Raw genomic sequence first — 20,110 nt, 5'->3', positions numbered from 1 at the left:
TGTTGTTTATATGTTTAATTCATATCCTAATATAGGCTTACTTTAACCTTATATTCTACTGATATTTTTGGTTCCTTAATTTCTAAAAAACTTTTCTTGTTACTAAAATCAGGAATTACATTTTTGTCTAAATAACTCAAATAAGAAGCATCTTTATACATCGGCATAAAATAAAAATACATATCGTTTGTTTTTAAAGCTTCTTGATATTTTTTCAATCCTATTGTCCAAGGTTTACTTGTGTACAAATCATCGGTTTGTAACTCTCCATTCATCATGCAAATTCCTCGATCTCCTCTATAATCAAAAGTGATAAATACATCGTTGATGGTTGATAAATCTAAATGATTGTTTTTTAACACAAAGTGACTATCATCTGTTTTTATTAAATCAATAGCTGGGTTTATTTTAGGAACCGTAACTCTCCAAGCACAACTATGAGGAATAGCAGATTTTATACGGCTTAATTTCCCTTCTGTAGTGCTTACTTTATCCACAGCAGGATACACTGTAAAATCTATTTCTTCTTTGTTGTTACTAATCAATGAAATTTGTTTATCATCATCTAAAACCAAAGCATTGCTAAAAATAATTTGTTGTTGATTGTTTGCTCCTACAGTATACATTTTAAGTGCTTCTTTTTGGGGCAACACTAAAAATGAAACACCATTTACCTGAAATTCGCTAATGCTGTTGTCTTTACAAACAACTACCGTATTTCCATTTTTTCTCAACGTTTTAATTCCTTTTCCCTTTACTTTAAAATTTCCTTTGATGTGCATTTCTGGAGCAATACCCTCCACCGAAACCATAACGTGATAAGGTTTGTTGTTATTTACAAAGTGATAAAAGGGTTGAAGGGTTGCCATTTGAATAGGCACTCCGTTATAATTAACATGAAAAGGAAAAATAGCGGAACTTCCAGATTTTAAGGTAAAAGTTCCTTCTGCTGGAAATTTCACTGCTCCTTTTTTTGTGTTAATTGTAATATTGAGATCCTCTAAATCTTTTGTTTCTATATGATCCTGAAAATTATGCATAAACAAATAACCTTTGGTTCCATCTCCTCTAACAGCATAGCGTAAAGTTTTGGTGTTTTCTGGCTTAATTTCATTATTTGTTTCAGGTAAAACAGGATATAGCGGAGCTAATTCATTCCCGTAAGATTGTAAAAAATAGTTGATTAATTTTAAGGAATAAAAACCACTTGTTACCTTTCCAAATTCTCCAATAGGAGCTTGATAATCGTACGATTTATTGTTTAATCCAGAACCTTCAGACATAAAATAATTACCAACTGAAGGAGTTGTTCCTCCGTGATACATATAAAATCCAAGTCCATTGGTTCCGCTTCCTACGGTACGTACCATTAAAGGTAAAAAACTTTCTCCTGGCACTCTAGGTCTACGATCATAGGTAACTGCCATTCCAGTTCCTAATTCTGCAGCCATAGAAGGATACAAATTCACATCATAACTCACCGGAGAATAATCTGGTTTTTGTTGTAAATCTTTAAACAAATAAAAAGAAGAGGGTTTATTCCCTGAAGTCCAAAATGGATAAGCATATCCAGCCATTACTGGAATAGATCCTTTTTCTATAATAGTAGCATACCCCCAACCTGTAGCGGTATAAATAGGAGCAATTAATCCTGCATCTATAGCCAAATTTTTAAGTGTTTTCATATGATCTTTACCCACATTCGCAAACTCATTTCCTTTGTTGTTAATTCCAACACCATCTTGAACAATTTTACGATCACGTCTGGCTGCAGTTCTTTCTTTTGGAGCATTTGTATAAGTAAAAGACCATGGTGCTGAAGAATGTTGATATTCATTTTCTATTTGAATACCAACAATAGGACCACCATCTTTAAACATCAATCCTTTTAATTGAGTTCCTATTTCTTGATAGAGACGATTGACATAGTACAAATAAGTTTGATCGTTACTTCTTACATCTATTGGTCGTCCATACAACCAATCTGGCAACCCTCCATTACGCATTTCTCCATGAGCAAAAGGTCCTACACGCATAATAACTTGCAAACCATTTTTAGCACATAATTCTGTAAAAGTTCTTACATCATAATCATCTTTCCAATTAAAAACACCTTCTTTAAACTCGTGCAAATTCCAAAAAACATAAGTGGCTACCACCGTAATTCCACCGGCTTTCATTTTTTTTAATTCTTCCTCCCAATATTGATGCGGATAACGACTGTAATGAAATTCCCCAATAACAGGAATAAAAGGCTCTTTGTTCTTTTCTAAATAAAAACTATTAACACTGATGGTATCTCCCTTAGAATTGTTGCCTCCTAAGTCTAAATGACCTCTTAAAACATCTGTTTTTACATTTGATACATCAATCTTATAATGATTTTGTGCATGTAATTTAACCTGATTAAATACCAGTAAGAACATGACTAAAATAGGTACAAGCTGCTTTTTATTGATTTCCATAAAATTAATTTCTTTAATATTATTTAATGTATTCATAAATATTCATCATCTCTAAATGTACCTGTACTCCTTGGTGATTGACATCCATTTTAGCAGCCTTTTTCAAATGAGGTGTTGCTTTAGAAGTATTGCCTAATCCATAATACCCTAATCCTAACATGTAGTGACAATGAATTTTATTACGGAAAGTTAAATCATCATCCCAAATCAATAAATCTGGTAAGGATACTGCGAAATAATCTAATTTGATGATTTCATTCATATGCTTATCTCCAAAGGCAATCAATGCATTAAAACGTTGTGCTGCTTCCTCTTTTCTACCTAGCTTAAGCAATGCCAATCCTTGATAAAATATTTTATCTGGTTTTTGATCGTTATAAAAAATAGCAGCAGCAGGTTCAGTATCTCCGTCTTTGGCTAGTTCCCAAAAATGACGAGCTTTTTCTATGTTTCCTAAACTTTCATGAGCACATCCTAACCAATAATGGAAATCATTTTCTTGTGCTCCTGATAATTTACCCTCTCCTAAATTATCAGGATATATTAAACATTGCTCTAACAGTTCAATGGCTTCCTCTTCTTTTTTATCAGCTAACAATTGTTTGGCTAACTCTACCCTTGCTATTTGATATTGTGTAGGAACCTTTCCCTCTCCTCCTTCCCAAGGATGAAAAATTCTTTGATCTATCAGCTCAATAGCTTTGGTGTACTTACCTAATTGATTACACAAAGTTGCATATTCTAAATACACATCGTCACGTTGTAAAACCAAGTCTATGTGTTTTTCTAAAAAGGCAAATCTTTCTGAAAAAGGTTTACACAAACGCTTATACAACTGATCTAATTCCATAAGAATTCGAGCATCCGTAGTATCTAAATTAAAAGCTTTTTCTAAAGTAGCCAAAGCTTTTTCCTCTTGTTGTAATTTATTAAAATAAGCCAATGATAAGTTTCTATGAACTGTTGGAAACGTACCATCAATACTTACCGATTTTTCCCAACAAGCAATGGCTTCTTTGTATTGACGTTTGTCGTACCACAGGTTTCCTAAATAATAAGGAGCTTTAGCATCATTTGTATTTATTTTTTGAGCGACTTCTAAAGCTAAAATAGCTTCTAAACGGTTTGGAAAACAATATTCTGGTGCATGAGTAGCTGCCAATTCAAATACAACTTTACTCTCTTTATTTGCCAAACTCAATGCCCACCCCATATAGTAATAAGTCATTGGAGTGGTTGCACAAACTTTTGTTCCAGCTTCTAATAACAAAACAGCTTCATCATACATTCCTGCAGCAATATAATCTAAGGCAACCACTTCATAATTGTGGATTTCTCCTCGCATTACTTGATGCATTTCTTTTAAATCAGTAGCTTCTTTTGTAATTAAATAAGATTCAAATCTACACCCAAAATTGAACAAATCAATTTTTATAGAATCATGGATTAAAGTCAACGCTTCTTGTTCTCTTCCTAATTTTCTTAAAATAGCTGCTTTTAAAGTTCTCGCTTTATGGTTGTGCCAGTTACGAATTAAAGATTTCTCTACTTCGTACAAAGCTTCAGTTAAATTGTTTTGCACACATGAAATTTGAGCACATCCTAAGTAACCCGCATCTTGCATAGCAGCATTCCAACACGATTTGTAAAAAGCATCATACGCTTCTTTATATTTTCCTTGGTATTGTAAAGACAATCCTAAATTGTAATGAGGTTCTCCATCGTATGGATTTGGATTGCGTTGTAATTGGGTTTTAATGGCTTTTTTAAAATAGGTTTCAGCTTCTACAAACTTCCCTCTACGCAACAACCAAAGCCCCATAGCATTGTTATTTCTAACATCAGAAGGATCACGTTTTAAAGCTTCTAAATAATAATCGGTAGCGTTATAAGTGGCATGCCTGTACTGCTCTAAATGCAACCCTGTTAAATACAATTGTTCACATGTCTCGGTTTCCTCAGGAGAAAATGCTGCTTTGGCTGCTTCAGGTGTTTCTTTCCCTTCTTGTGCTTCTGCCTTAATCCTCAATAATTCTCTTCCATTTTCTGCATACACAAATAATACCAAATTGATGACCTCAACATCACCTATAAAAACTTCTCTTTCATAAACTTGCTCTGGACTTAAATCTAAAACCTCATCAAAATACCCCTCTAAAACAACCTTAGCATTTTTTTGTAACGAAGTAACAAATACCTGTACAATAGCTTTATCATCTTTTTTCTGAATATTTAACAATACATCTTGTGAAGCATTTTTTACAACTCCTAACTCACGATAGGGCAAGAAATATTGAGTAAATGTTTTTTCTTCATAAGGTTGCATCCATGTAAAATCTGGTTGGTTGTCTGTGTAAACTCCTGCCATCAATTCGATATATGGACCATCCTCATCTGTTAAATTTCTATCCCATGCTTTTCCAAAATCACCATTTCCCCAAGTCCATTGTTTTTTTCCTGGTGATATGTGATGATTGGCAACATGTAACACGCCCGCTTGTGTATCATTTTCATAACCTCCAACAAAATTGAATTCTGAGTTGATGGCCATATAAGAAGTAGGAACAGGGATATTTTTATAGTTAGAAATATCTACTCCTTCAGAGTAATCTACTTTATAATAGGTTCCTGTTGCTATTGGAAAAGTAGACACATCTCTTTTTCCATGATCAAAAACCGCATGTACATCTGGCGGAAACACAGATTGATAATCTTCATTTACCGCAACAGCAGGATTTGCCCACCATAAAAACGTTTGAGGTACTGGTGTTGGGTTGTATAATTTTCCTTTAATTTCTAAATAAGCTTTTCCGGGACGTAACGTAAATCCTGCCATCCCTTTTTGATGGAACATTTTTTCATTTTCGCTTACCCAAACGGTAATACTTCCGTCTTCATTATTTTCAATGGTATGGTCTACAGGTAAAAAAGTACTAGGACGATGGTGTTGTGGCCAGTTAAACTCTATACCTCCAGAAATCCAAGGTCCTGTAAGTCCTACCAAAGCAGGTTTAATCACTTGATTGTAATAGATAAAATGACGTTTTTTTATTTTATCATAAGCCATTTGAACCCTTCCTCCAAGCTCAGGTAAAATCATCACTTTTATATATTCATTTTCAATATATACAGCTTTATAAACTTTGTCTTGCTTTTCATCTTCAATCTTTTCTACCACAGGATATGGATACACCACACCACTGCTTCCTTGATAAACTCTTTTTTCAAGAAAAATAGGATTTTTTTCTGCTTTACCTATTTCATACGTAGGGATAACTACATCCTCTTGCCAAGCTTTAACACTCATCTTTTTATTTATTTAAAAACTAAATTCTAACGATAACTATTTAACCAATTCTTTTTCTATTTCTTCTAAACTTTTCCCTTTGGTCTCTGGAAGATTTTTACGGATAAATAAAAACCCAAACAAACAGATCATTGCATACACCCAAAAAGTACCAGCTGCCCCAAATCCTTTATTTAAAAGCGGGAAAGTATAAGTAAGCACAAAGCATGCAATCCATAAAGAAAAAGTAGCAACAGCCATGGCCGCACCTCTAATTCTATTCGGAAATATTTCTGATAAAATCACCCAAGTAATAGGAGCTAAAGACATAGCATAAACACCAATACCAATCACAACTAAAGACAATACAGCAACTCCTTTTAACTCAAAATAAAAAGCACTTCCTAAAAGAATATATGTAACTGCTAACCCTAAAGAACCTAATAACATTAATTTTTTACGCCCCCATTTATCAACCGTAAACATCGCTACCAAGGTAAATACTAGGTTTACACTTCCTGTAATCACAATATTAAAAAGGGTATCACTTACTCCATAACCCGCTGCTGTAAAGATTTCATCGGCATAATTAAAAATAATATTGATACCACACCATTGCTGAAACACTGCCAACACAATTCCTAACACCAATACCATTCTATATTTAGGGTTAAACAAGGCTTTAAAATCAACCTTTTCTGCAACATCATTTAAGGTTGCCTGAATGTTTTCCATTTCCATTTTAGCATACATCTCTCCTCCTATTTTCTTTAAAGTAGGGTATGCTTTTTCTTTCTGATTGGCTTTCATTAACCAACGTGGACTCTCAGGTACAAAAAAAGTAAAGAGAAAAAAAGCAATGGCCGGAATTAATTCTGCCCAAAACATCCATCTCCACCCAGTAGTTCCATTCCAAGAATTACGTATATATTCATCTGTTACATCCACAGGAACCTCTTCTGCTATAAGAATATTAACCACTTGAGCCGCTAATATCCCTATCACAATAGTCATTTGGTTTAAAGAAACAAATCTTCCTCTAAACTGAGACGGAGACACTTCTGCAATGTACATAGGTGATAATGCTGATGCCAACCCTATTCCTAAACCTCCAATAATTCTATAAATAATAAAAACTTCATAAGTCTGGGCAACACCACTACCAAAAGCTGAAATGGTAAACAATAAAGCTGCTAATAAGAGTGGACGTTTCCTTCCTAATTTATCACTAATAACTCCTGAAAGAACAGCACCTAAAACACAACCTATTAAAGCAGAACTCATAGCCCAAGCTTGTAGATTGGCTGAATTGGTAATTTCAAAAAAACGTTCATAAAAGGGTTTCGCTCCACCAATCACCACCCAGTCATAACCAAATAGCAAACCTCCCATTGCGGAAACCATAGATATGGACAAAATATAAGGCTTGTTAAAATTTATATTTTTCATAAAATATTTATTGATTTATTTAATATTTACCAAAAAGAAAACTACTTTATTACAGATACAGACAAATATACTTTTAGTATTAGAGATAAAAAATGGAGTATTATTACTAAATAATGGATTATATTACGATTATATACTAATTTAGCTAAAAAATAAACTTTATCATGAACAATATACCGAATCCTAAAATTAAAGAAGGTTTTTTAGGTCAATCTTTTGTAGTTCTCCCTCGTGATAAAAAGAATAAAATAGGGGGCAATCTATTTTACAAACATCTTTTTCCTAGTGCTATAGGTTATTTTCCTTATGCAAAACATCACAATAGAGCTAGAAAACATGGAGTTGATGAATATATTTTTATTTACTGTTTAGAAGGTAAAGGATGGATTAAAATGAATGGTAAAACTACATGGCTTAGTTCTAATACTGGATTTATGATCCCCAAAAACACGGGACATCAGTACGGAAGTGATACGCAAGAAGCTTGGAGTATTTATTGGATTCACTTTACAGGAACTTATGCTGCTACGTTTTATCATCGTTTTACAGAAAACAAAGAAACCGCTATAAATATTGCTTTTGATGAAAGCAGAATTAAAACCTTAAAGAAAATAATTAAATTACTGGAGAGTGATTTAACGGATGAAAAAATAGAATTAACTCATTTTAAACTAATTGGTTTCTTAAGCTCTCTATGTTATAAAAATACTTTAGACAATAATGTTCAAGACAGAATTGAACATTCTATTCTTTTTATGAAAGAACATTTAAACCAAATATTAAGTATAGATCAACTAGCACAACAAGCCAGTCTTTCTGTTTCTAGATATACTGAATTATTTAAACAAAAAACAGGACATTCTCCCATTCAACATTTTATTAGATTAAAAATAGAAAAGTCCTGTGAGTACTTAAATTTCACCAATTTTAATATCAAAGAAATATGTAGAGAGGTAGGAATTCAAGATCCTTATTATTTTTCTAGGGTATTTAAAAAACAAATGGGCATGTCTCCTATGCAATACAAAAAAACACATTGTTAACTAATAAAGTCCCTCTAATTATTAGAGGGACTTTATAGTTTATTCTATTTGATATGCTTACTCATCTGTTTCTTTCACCAACGACACATCATCTATTTGAGCATTTGCATTGGCTGTTCCATCAGCAATAAAACCAATTTCTACTTTCCCTTCTTTAACAGGAATATGTTGAATAGTGATGGTTTTCCAAGCCTTATTTTCTTCTTTTACTAAATAGTTTACGCTTTCTTCTTTACTCAAGGCATACATTTCTAAGAGTTGAAACCCTTGTGTATTTTTAATCTTTGCAGTAAGTGTGTAAAATCCATCAGCTAAAGAAACGTAAGGCGATGAACTTATGGTTTGAGAAATTTTTCTTTTAAAATTAACTAGATCACTAATATTTAAACTTTTTTCTCCCACCACAACTGTTCTATCTTGTTGAGTGTTAAAATAGTTTAATACAGGAGAGGCTTTGTCTAAAGAAATAGAAGTTCCTTGTATAACTTCTGTAACCCAACCTGTTAAAACTGTTTGCACAGGTTTTACAGGACTTGGAATATGCCTTCTATCTGCTTCAAAACTTCCGTTTTTTACAAAATCATTATCTCTTGCTACTTTCCAGTTTCCTGTTTTGTTATTTAAATCCCATGAATTTAGAGAGTTAAAATAAGGCTCATCACCTATAAAAGAAAGAGGGCACCATTGGTTGTATCCTAATCCATTCCCTGCAAAATCAGACCAACGATCTCCACAATAAACCACCGTTTCTTTTTCACTTCCTTTTACATTTACAAAAAATCCTGTTTGAGTAATATGAGAAAAATCTTCTTCTACTCCTTTGGTAATAAGCATTTTGTTAGTAGGCAAGTAAGGTCCTCTAATATCATCAGCTACCAAATAATATGCAAAGGAAGAATCCCAACCATAAATATTAGATGCAAACATATAATATTTGTTTTGGTACTTAAACATACAATTTCCTTCTCTACTTGCTCCCCTAAAAATTTGAGTACAATCTAACAAGTCAACCTTTCCTTTTTTAACACCAATTTCGGAAACATATATTTTATTTCTTCCTTGTCCATATGAATAGATAAGGTAAGAGATTCCGGTATCCTCATCTGTAAAAACCGTTTGATCACCTGTATTAGTTGTCCCAATCATATCCTTCATACTAATTTTCTGATGCCATGTAAAAGGTCCTGTAGGAGTGTTGGCAACAGTAATTAGCACCTCTCCCCCGTGCTGAACAAACATGGCATATTTGTCTAATGCATTTATATAAGCAACTCCTAAACGGCCTACCCATGTTTTTTTTGTGTCTATAAAAGCTTGTTCTTCTGTAAAAACATCACCTTCAAAAGTCCAGTCTACCAAATTGTTAGAACTGTAACATGTAACCGATTGAAATCTATAAGTTTCAACTGTTTTTGAAGGATCTTTTCTATAAACATCGGCACCTTTATAATGCACCCCATACCAATAGTATTTTTGTTTGCCTGTAACTGGGTCGTTGAATTTAAAAATTCCTCCTCCTTGACTATAAATAGGCTTTCCGTCTTTGGTATTCCAAAAAACATCGTTTTTAATATTTTTAAATTGTGCTTGTAAAGAATTTAAACCAGCCACAAACAGAATAAAAAAACAAATAATGATAGAAAATTTATACTGTTTTTTGATACTCATATCCCTATAATTATTTTGGTTTCTAATTAATCTATAATTGTTTGTTTTCCTAAATGATAAGGAATTTTAGTGTCTTTAGTGTTTAAAACAATATAATCTAACATTACTCCTGCATCAACCATAAATATTTTTAACTGCTGCTTCCCTTTGAAATTTACAGGAACTTTAATTTGCTTTATAGCCTTATTTGTTAATACATTTTGTTTCCATTCTCTACTTCTCCCGTAAGTTTTAAAATTAATTTCTTGTAAAGGTTCATCATTCCATTGCACTGCAATACGAACTTCTCCATCGGTATGTAAAGGATGGGTAGGAATAGCCACTATATTTAAATAAGCATTTTTAGTTACTGTTTCTGTATAAACTTGATAAGTCAAAACTGGAGCTTGATCTACATTTTTATCAGTAATAGCTGATAAAGGTCTTGCATGCATTACCGAAGAAGAATGCCCTAAACCTTTTGATAATTCCCAAAACTTATTTGCCACAGAAGCGTTTTCTTGAAATTGACTTGCATAAAAAACAGCTTTTCCATTTTTTTCTACCACAGTGTTTGATAGATTATTTTGATAACTATCAGAAATATGTATTTCTATGGTTTTATTAAAATCATCTCCTTTAATAAGCAAAACGTCTTTTTTAGGACTTCCTGCTACTTTCCATGCTTGCCAATTGATACTAGCAAAAATTCGTTGTTCTAAAGTTGTTTCATTTAAGCTTCCTTGCTCTTTAGAAACCGTTAACCAATTTGGTTTTTCAGCAACCTTCCAATTTGCTTGGTCGGCTGCTACTAAAAATACATCCATAAAATAAGTGTCATTTTGGTTTACATAAAAAGTAGGAAGCACTGCTTTTTCTTTAGAAACTGCTAAAGTATCTTCTACTGAAATATTTATTGACTGATGAGATGTAATATTTTTAAGTTCAATTTCTGGATTATCAAACACAGGTAATCTTCTTGGTTTCATATCCATTATTTCTCTCCATTTACCATTAGAAACCTCATTGTACTTAGCAGTTAAGTTCACTATTTCTTCATAAGCTTTGTGAGACAATTCTTTGTAAAGACTTGCACTTTTTCTTGATTGTGCTTGATACGTTAAAGCTTTGTCTTTGTACATAAACTTTTTACTCATATTCGCTGCTGCATTTACAGGATAAGCAATTAATTGCGTAAAGGCACTTTGTAAATTTTCTGGCAATTGTTGCTGAATAGCCACTACTTTATCCTCTATTTTTTGATAAGCATCAATTCGTTGTTGCATTTCATCACCATTACTTAATGCGTTGTAGGCAGATTTATAAATAGGTGTGGTTCTCTCAGTTTGACTCCATCCCATAAACTCTGGTTTGCGTTCAAAAGCCAATTGAAAATAAGATTCTTTAACCGCTGCCAAATCATTTGCATATTGAGTTCCAAAAATACCTCCGTAAAAATCAGCTTCGTGTTTTTTAACTGCTAATGGATTTTTAAACTGTTCCGCATCAAAAGCCATGTCTAAAAAGAATTGCATGTTGTATTCTGCAGGTTTTATATCTCCCACATTTAATATCCAAATTTTTCTATTGTTTAACTCATAAGCTTTCATCATCTCTTCTCTAACTAAATATGGATTGGTAGTATCTAACCATAAATAATCATGTGGTCTACCCCAATAAGAAACGTGATAATACACTCCTGAACCTCCAACTCTTTGTTGTTCTTCTACATTACTTAAAGCCCTAATGTATCCATAATTATCATCTGTCCAAACCAAGGTAATATCTTCTGGAACTTTAAGTCCGTTTTTATATATGTCTAACACTTCTTTATAAACTGTAAAAGCCTGTGGTATTTTTGTAACATCTGGATTTATGTGCTTTTGTAACATTCCTCTTTGGTCGGCAATAACCTCTGTTAATACCTCAACAGCTTCTGCTTTAGATTTTACTCCTTCCATACCACTATCGTGAACACCACGCATTCCAATAGTATAAATTCCATCAATATTACTAGCTTCTTTTACTCGGTCTTCCCAATACTTAAAAACATTTTGTTTATTGGTTTTGTAATTAAATCGTCCCCATTTTTGTTTATTCCATTCATCTACATTGTTACGTAACATAGGTTCTGCATGAGAACTTCCTAAAACAATTTGGTACAATTCTGCCATTTTTCTGTTTCCAGGATAATGAAAAAAGGCTTTGGTACTTGAGTGCATTGCTGGCCAAATAGCATTGGCTTTTAAACGCAATAATAATTCAAAAATTTTAGCATATGTTTTAGGCCCAATATCACCTGTTTCTGGCTCTAAAGTTTTAGCTGCCCAAGGTTGTAACCCCCAATCTTCATCGTTTAAAAAGATTCCTCTATATTCTACCGATGGTGCTTTACTATAATACTCTGGTTGATTTATAACCAATGTGCTTTGTTGTTTTGCAGGGACATCTGCCCACCAATACCATGGAGAGACTCCTAGTTTTTTAGACAAATCAAATACTCCATAGGCCGTTCCTCTAGGATTTGTTCCTGCAATAATCAATGCCTTTTCTATATTTTTTTTAGGATTGGAAATGGTTTTATACATGTAACTTTCCCACTGATGCTCAAAATTATTTTTTATTGAGGCATCCTTTAAAAAAGTCTCTATAAATTTAGTTCCTAACGCCCCTATTACAATTACATTTCCTTTGGCTTCTTTGATATTAGTAATCACTGTTGGTTTGTATTTACTTACTTTGTAAATATCATCTGCCAGCAAATAAGCTGCAATAGAGTCTAAAGAATTTTCATCTTTATTGTATAAAATAGTTGTTTTTTTAGTCTCGCTTACAATTTCAAATGTTGACACATCATTGTTAGAAGTAGTGACAGCACTACAAGCATTAAATATTTGACTAAAAAGAAAAAGACTTAAAATTTGAAAATAATATTTCATATAATTGAGAATAAATTTATTGTTCATTGATACTAATTTCAGAAGATTTTACTCCAACTGATGTTACTTTTATTTTTGTTTCCCCTACTTTGTTTCCTGACCTTAGAATAATCATGGCACGTCCGTTAAATAATTTAGGAGTTAAAGAACCAAAGCTTTCCATATCTGCTGGAGCCCCGTTACCAATTCCTATAATTTGAGCAACTCCTTGAGATTTTACAGATATTTGTCTAAAATCATCTACAACCACATTTCCTTGATCATCTACCAACTCAACCAACACATAACTTAAACTTTGTCCGTTTGCTTTTAGTACTGTTTTATCTGCTGTTAATTTTAAAGCACTTGGCTCTCCGATAGTTTTTAAAACAGTGGTTGCTATTTCTTTTCCATTTTCTACCGCTACCGCCTTTAAAACTCCTTCTTTATAATTTACTTTAAATTGTGCTTTGTATTGACTGTTTGTAATTTGCTCACCTATAAGTTTATCATTTAAGTATAAAAGTACTTTTGGTGCTCTTGAATACACATTTATCTTCATTTCTTTACCAATCATATCTGGAAAAGTCCATGACAATGTTTCTTCTGACCATCCCCAAAAACTTACTTTTTTAATTTTACCCTCGGCTACAGGAAGTTCTACTGCCATACTTATCTTTTTTTCACGCCATAAAACATCTCTGTAATAAGATTGTGGTTTTTTAACACCTATCAAATCAATATCTCCACACCAACCGTTGTACCAAGGCCAACTCATAAATTGATGTACATTTTCTTCAGGATTAACTTCTAAAGAATTACCTATACCAGATTCCCCTAAATAATCCATAGCTGTCCAAACAAAATCACCAATTACATAAGGCAAAGCCTCTACTTTGTCCCAATTTTCTGAAGCTTCAGTAGCTACACTTTCACTACCATACATTACCCTATTAGGCATTTTACTATGTTCTTCTTCATAAAATCTCCACATGTAGTTATATCCAGAAACATCTAAATGAATCATCGCATTTTCCAATGAAATCATAGCAGTTCTATCTTTGTTCCAATATTTATTAACCCCAGCTGTTATAGGTCTAGTGGTATCGTATTTTAAAATTTCGTTTTTTAAGTATAAGGCTGTTTTCTTTCCTTTTTCTGAAATTCTTTCTCTAATTTCATTTCCAATACTCCACATAATTACCGAAGGATGATTTTTATCTCTAACAATTAAATTGTGAATATCTTTAGCGCTCCAATCTTTAAAATACAAATGATAATCTTGTTCATTTTTTTTGTTATTCCATTGGTCAAAAGCTTCATCAATCACCAACATTCCTATACTATCACAAGCATTCATAAAACTTTCTGAAAAAGGATTATGAGCTACTCTAACGGCATTATAACCATTGTTTTTTAATAATTTTACTTTTCTAATTTCTGCATCATCAAAAGCAGCTGCTCCTAACAAACCGTGGGCATGGTGAACACAACCACCTTTTAGTAAAACCGTTTTTCCATTTAACTGAAAACCTTTATCTACAGTGTAATCAATGGTTCTAATTCCATAAGGAATACTTAACACATCTACCACTTTACTTCCTTTACACAGCTCTAGTTTTATTTGATATAAGTAAGGATTTTCTACAGACCACAATAATGGATTGTTTACCGATAAATTTATATCAACATTTGTTTGACTTGTTTTAGCCACTTTAATTTTTTCCGTATTTGCAACTACTGTTTGTCCTTGATCATTTATAACAGAAACTTTTACTTTATAGTTTTTTTGTTTTCCTAATCCTTCTATTATAGTAGCAGAAACATGAATTTGTGCCTTGTTGTTTTCTACCTTTTTGGTTGTAATTTTAGTTCCCCAATCTTTTAAATAGGTTTTAGAGGTATGAAACATCCATACGTGACGATAAATTCCTGATCCAGAATACCAACGTGAGTTTTTTCCTTGATTTACTACTTTTACCGCAACTACATTTTGTTGACCTACTGGATTACAAAACTCAGTTATATCAAATCTAAATGAGGTATATCCATAAACATTTTCGTATGCTTTTTTTCCGTTGATCCATATTTCTGATTGATTATAGACTCCTTCAAAATACAATTCGTGACGTTGATTTTTTTGTTCTGATGTAATCACAAATGTTTTTCTGTACCAACCTTCACCTCCTACCGTATTACCTGTAGCAGCACCACCAACACTTGCTTTAGAAAAAGGCCCTACAATGGAATCCTTTATTTGATTTGGTAATTTTTCTATACTCCAATCATGAGGTAAATTAACTGTTCTCCATTCTATATCATTAAAATCCACTCGTTCAGCTTTATTAACAGTACCTCTAAAGAACTTCCAATCGTTATTAAACAATTGTTTTCTTTGAGAAAAGAGTGATTGAGAAAAATTTGTAATAAAAATTACGAGTATAATTAATTTTAATGCTTTCATGTAACTATAACTTTATTTCTTTTATTTTTATTTTATCACCATTAGGGTCAAAATCAAAAAGAATTTGATTGTTTTTGGTAATTGTTTTTAATTTTTCACCATTCTGTTCAACTGTAAAATGCGCTATTTGGTTTTTATCAACCACCATGGTTAGAGGAGTATTAAATAAATGTTTATCTAATGAGATTTTTGGAGTTATTATCCATTTTTTCCTTTTGGTAACAATATCTAATTCTATTTTTTTTTGTTCTTGTGTATAAGCAGAAATGTCATGAAAAGTCCCTACCCATATTTTATCTTCTAAAAGTTTCACTTCTCTTAAATGATTCCATAAAATAGAATCTTTCTTAAAAGCATCATATCCATAAGTAATTCCATGAATCATAGCAACACACCATTCTTTATTTTTTAATATAGTATCTATTTTATTAGATAGAATTTCTGATGTAGACTTTCTACCCATTTGGAATTGTTCTGTGCGAGTTCCCACACGATTCTTTGAAGCAGCTTTAATTACCTCTTTATTCATGCTGTTGTTAGGATAACAAAAGGTAGTAGGTCTTTTGCCTACTTTGGCTTCAATAACGCTATCATTATGAACTATTTCAAATTGCATTTCGTCTGGAGTACATTGGGTTAATTTTTTATGTGTCCACCCATGATTTGATATTTCATGACCTTGGCTAGATATTTCTTTTATTTCGTTCCATGTCAATCTAGGTTTTTCCCTTTTTCCTAATTCTCCTTCATTAATTGTATTTCCATTTATCCAAAAAGTAGCTTTAAAACCTAATTTTTTAAATTCTGGATAAATCAAAGTATAGTGTTCTTGAAGACCATCATCAAACGTATAACTAATAGCTGCTTGTTTATTGTCTTTGTATTTTGCTACAGAAAAAACAGCATGGGTTTGTTGCCCAAAAGCACTTAGCGTAAAAAACAAGAAGATGCTGTAAAGACTTATTTTATTTTTAAAAAAAATCATACTGATTACTTTATACATTAGACTTTATTTTTCTTTGTTTACCCTAAAAAACTTAGCCAATGGTAAATGTTGTTTTTTAACTTCTTTAACAAACAATGCTGCAACAACAGAAGCTCCATTAAAATTTAAATGAGTAGAATCTTGTTTTTTACCACTAAAATTATAAATCTCTTTTGACTTTTCTGGCCCCATACTCAAAACTAAATCATGAGTTAAAGACTCCATATCAACATATGCCGTATTGGTTTCTAGGACTATTTCTTTTGCAGCAATAATATAATCTCCATGAGTATCTATTAATTGTTTATGTTCATCAAAATGTCTTCTTACAATTGAAGAACAAATAATAGGAATAGCCCCTTTTTCTCTAGCTTCTATAATAAACATTTTCATGTTTTGTTGAAATGACCCAAATGGTTCTGTATGTAATTTTTCTTTAGCTTTTTCATCATTATGTCCAAATTGTAAAATTACATAGTCTCCTTTTTGCAAGCTATCTTTTACATTTTTCCATCTGTTTTCTGTAATAAAACTTAAGCTACTTCTTCCACTAGCTGCATGATTGTGAACTTTAGCTTTTTGATTGGTATATTCTTTTAATCCTTCTCCCCAACCAGACTCCGGAGCTCTCGATGCTTTTTTCTTTGCCATGGTAGAATCTCCAACCATCCAAATACCAACATTTTTATTTACGTGACAACTGGTTAAACACAAAACAACCAACAAAGCACTTAAAAATAATTTCATACTTATCAACTTTAAATCAACACAAAACTAGATACTATTATATGGCATTAATTATCATATTCGACTTATAATTATCAATTCAAGCCTTTTTTGGGCTATAAAGGGATAAACATTACATTATAATACCTAATGAAATCAATCATTTATACAAACTCCTATTTTAGATCTCTATCATTTTAAGAACAAACATTACCTCTCTAATATGATAAAAATAATAGATTGTAATCTTGTAATTTCATCACTCATTATTCACTTGTTTGCTTTCCAATTTTACAGGACCAAGCAGACCTGATGGAAGTAATTTAGAATCTTTATTAAAAAATTTAAATGACACAAAAGTATATCTGTTTTTAGACGGACGTAGTTTCTTTTCTACCAACCATTGAGGAACAGTTGCAAGCATACGACCAATTACAGGATTACCTGGAGCATATGGATAAACAAAAGGCTCTCCCCATTCAGCATCCTCTGGTTCAAACTCATCACCAATCATTCTATTGGGCCAAAGGTTTGTTATTTGAACCTCTAAAATATTTTTACCTGTCTTTAATTTTGAACCAAAATTTAGTCGAAAAGGAGGTTTCCATAAAGTACCGCACTTCTCTCCATTTAAAAACACTTCTGCTATATTTTTTACAGCACCCAAATCTAAACTAACAACAGTATTAGAATTACAAAAAGAAGCTGGTACTTCAATTTCTTTAACATACGAAGCAGTTCCTGAAAAATACTTTACTCTTGAATCTTTGTTATCCGTCCATGAGCTAAGTTCATCAAGAACAATGCTTTCTGGTGCTCCCCATCCGGAAGGAAAGTTCACCTTCCATGCCCCCTCTATATTTATAACACTAGATTTTGTTGTGATATTTTTACTTAAACCAGGCCCTTGCTTGCTTGTGTCTTTTTGAAACACCACAAAAACAGAACCTCGAGGATCTAAATTCAACAATACATCTGTTCTTTTATCATTTTTTTTCCAATGTAATGCCTTTTCCATTTGTCCAGTATCAGCATGCCATAATTCTGGTTCTTTCCCCTGAATACGAAAAGAAGCATTTACTTTAACAGCTTTATTTTCTTGATTAGATATAAAATAAATATCTAAATTATTTTCTTTCTTATGAATCCACTCTAAACCAGTATCATCGCTAAACTGTAAATCGGGTTGAACATTTAATTTATGAAGTACATTAGGTAATGATTCTCCACAAAAAACCTTCCCTTTTCCATACTTATGCTCTTTTATTAAATTACCATCACAATCTCCCCAAACGTCATCTCCTATTTTTTTTATACATTCATCATTTGCAGGATAATTCTCTAAATCAATTGCTTTGTTAGGTTTAGCTCCTATTACCACAGCACCTTTTTTTACAAGTTGACGGATTTTTTTTGCAACGGGTTCGGTAATTCTATTAGATTTTGGAAGTACAAGCACACTATAACTCATTCCATCTGGCATTTGTAATCTCCCATCCTTAACAGTCATCCTTTCTAAGAAAGCCCTTTCTCCACATTCATCACCTGCATAACCTTTAGGTCTTGAATTCTTATTTCTATCTCCAAATAATTGTAAATAACAGATATCTCCTACATATAATCCTTTTTGTAACATTAACTGACAACGAGTAAGATAATCTACCCACTCTTTACCTCCGTGATTCCACCATGTTTGACCTGGTGAAAATTGAGTTCCCCATTTACCAAATGTCATACCTGGTTTTACATTTGTCCACGGATTTTGTGCTGCAGCATGTAGCATAAGTTGATTTACACCTTTACAAAATGCACGATCACCAGCTCCTTTAAGTTCATAAGGACCATCCTGCCATGCCGACAAAGGCCAACAAGTAAAAGCTTCGGCATTTACTACTTGCTTTCCTAATGTATGTGCTGCTGATACCACTGGTTGTACAGTTTTCCATCCCCAATTTGGTCTAGTCCAGAATTCACAAGCAAGTTGACTTTCTCCACCACTAGCACTTTGTATATCAAAAGGTCCTGTATAAGGTTCTACTAATAAATCCATACCTGGTGTTTCTCGAGTTAATTCATCCATATACAAATAATAATTATTTGCAAAAAGATCAGATATGGTTTTCTTCCAATCATACTTAAAACGACTTGACAATGCTTTGCTTTCTATAGTTTTACCTGCAATTACTGGCATCCACGAAAGCAAATCGTATCCTCTAAGTTTTTTGAAATTGTATAACATCTCTGGTGTCCAATTTTGCTCACCTGCTTCGTAACTATCTATTTCAATTTGGGTAAAAGTAGTTCCAGCATTTTTTCCTGCCAACGCTATCAGTTGAGAAGGATATCCTGACCAATATTTTTTAACTGCTTCCTTGCTAAGCTTATCACATTCAAGTCCTACACCAGATAAAGGTGATGTATTGATATTCGTTTGTCCAGTAGTAGTATGTCCAAAACGCAAGATAATCCACTTTCCTTTAGGAACCTTCCAATTTAACACTCCTTGCTCAGTCATTTTATCAGAAATATCAATAACATTGTTTTTTGATACTATATCTTGATCTGGTATAGCAATAACAGCAATATCCTGATAATAATTCCATTTTTTATCTACGGAGGGTTGCTTAATTACAATCGGATTTTTAATTGAATGATTTACTTTTATTTGTGTCCAAACCAATTTTTGCATGGAGTGCTCCACTTTAACACAAGGGGCTGCACTTGATGACCACCCAGGACAATTATGTGTTCCAAATGTTAATCCTAAACGAGCACATTCGTCTATAGAAAAACGCATTAATTCTTTCCATTTATCATTACCAATCTTAACACTTGGATCATTTGCCAAAGCCTGATTGTCTCCACCTACCTGAAAGTTATAAACACCTGCAAAACCAATTTCTTTAAACGCTTCTAAATCGGCTGTGATTCCCTCTTTACTAACCACTCCATTCATCCACTGCCAAATAATGGAAGGAGCCGGTCCCTTAGCTTCTTTAAACTGAGAAGATAAATCTTTATTTTGACCCGAAATATTGTGAAAATTTACAATTAAACATATCAAAAACAAGCTTCTGAGTTTTTGATGTAAAAGAACTAATACTTTCATTAATTTTATATTTATTAT

Annotated in this window: 10 protein-coding genes; 1 reads left to right on the top strand and 9 read right to left on the bottom strand. The window is 32.5% G+C overall.

The genetic code is table 11. The annotated features are described in order from the left end of the window. Positions 1-26: 26 nt before the first annotated feature. The 3 genes from ACXGQT_RS14875 to ACXGQT_RS14865 are packed head-to-tail and all read right to left on the bottom strand — an operon-like array spanning position 27 to position 7,200. Positions 27-2,501 (bottom strand): beta-galactosidase, encoded by a 2,475-nt coding sequence (locus ACXGQT_RS14875; RefSeq protein WP_457829360.1) that lies wholly within the window; start codon positions 2,499-2,501, stop codon positions 27-29. Beyond that, a complete protein-coding gene (locus ACXGQT_RS14870) occupies positions 2,485-5,772 on the bottom strand; it encodes a DUF5107 domain-containing protein (RefSeq protein WP_457829359.1) in 3,288 nt (1,095 codons plus the stop codon). Before ACXGQT_RS14870 ends, ACXGQT_RS14875 begins: the two co-directional genes overlap by 17 nt. A 36-nt stretch (positions 5,773-5,808) precedes the next feature. After that, complete coding sequence (locus tag ACXGQT_RS14865) at positions 5,809-7,200, bottom strand: sugar porter family MFS transporter (protein ID WP_457829358.1); 1,392 nt, start codon at positions 7,198-7,200, stop codon at positions 5,809-5,811. 164 nt (positions 7,201-7,364) lie between these two features. Between ACXGQT_RS14865 and ACXGQT_RS14860 the strand changes: the two genes are divergently transcribed. Continuing rightward, complete coding sequence (locus ACXGQT_RS14860) at positions 7,365-8,243, top strand: AraC family transcriptional regulator (protein ID WP_457829357.1); 879 nt, start codon at positions 7,365-7,367, stop codon at positions 8,241-8,243. 57 nt (positions 8,244-8,300) lie between these two features. On the opposite strand, the gene ACXGQT_RS14855 is transcribed toward ACXGQT_RS14860, so the two are convergent. The 6 genes from ACXGQT_RS14855 to ACXGQT_RS14830 form a co-directional block, all read right to left on the bottom strand. Further along, positions 8,301-9,911: a family 43 glycosylhydrolase gene (locus tag ACXGQT_RS14855; protein WP_457829356.1), complete on the bottom strand. Its 1,611-nt coding sequence runs from the start codon at positions 9,909-9,911 to the stop codon at positions 8,301-8,303. A 26-nt stretch (positions 9,912-9,937) separates the two neighbouring features. After that, entirely contained in the window at positions 9,938-12,829 is a 2,892-nt protein-coding gene (locus ACXGQT_RS14850) for a glycosyl hydrolase 115 family protein (protein ID WP_457829355.1), read from the bottom strand. Between the two features lie 16 nt (positions 12,830-12,845). After that, positions 12,846-15,272 (bottom strand): glycoside hydrolase family 2 TIM barrel-domain containing protein, encoded by a 2,427-nt coding sequence (locus ACXGQT_RS14845; RefSeq protein ID WP_457829354.1) that lies wholly within the window; start codon positions 15,270-15,272, stop codon positions 12,846-12,848. 4 nt (positions 15,273-15,276) lie between these two features. Next, on the bottom strand, positions 15,277-16,257 hold the full coding sequence (locus ACXGQT_RS14840) for a polysaccharide deacetylase family protein (RefSeq protein WP_457829353.1): 981 nt from the start codon (positions 16,255-16,257) through the stop codon (positions 15,277-15,279). Between the two features lie 24 nt (positions 16,258-16,281). Then, entirely contained in the window at positions 16,282-17,004 is a 723-nt protein-coding gene (locus tag ACXGQT_RS14835; protein ID WP_457829352.1) for a rhamnogalacturonan acetylesterase, read from the bottom strand. Positions 17,005-17,242: 238 nt separating this feature from the next. Continuing rightward, on the bottom strand, positions 17,243-20,092 hold the full coding sequence (locus ACXGQT_RS14830) for a glycosyl hydrolase (protein ID WP_457829351.1): 2,850 nt from the start codon (positions 20,090-20,092) through the stop codon (positions 17,243-17,245). Positions 20,093-20,110: the final 18 nt, after the last annotated feature.

This window comes from Wenyingzhuangia sp. IMCC45467 (assembly GCF_054111205.1).
This window is presented reverse-complemented; position numbering and strand designations above follow the sequence as displayed.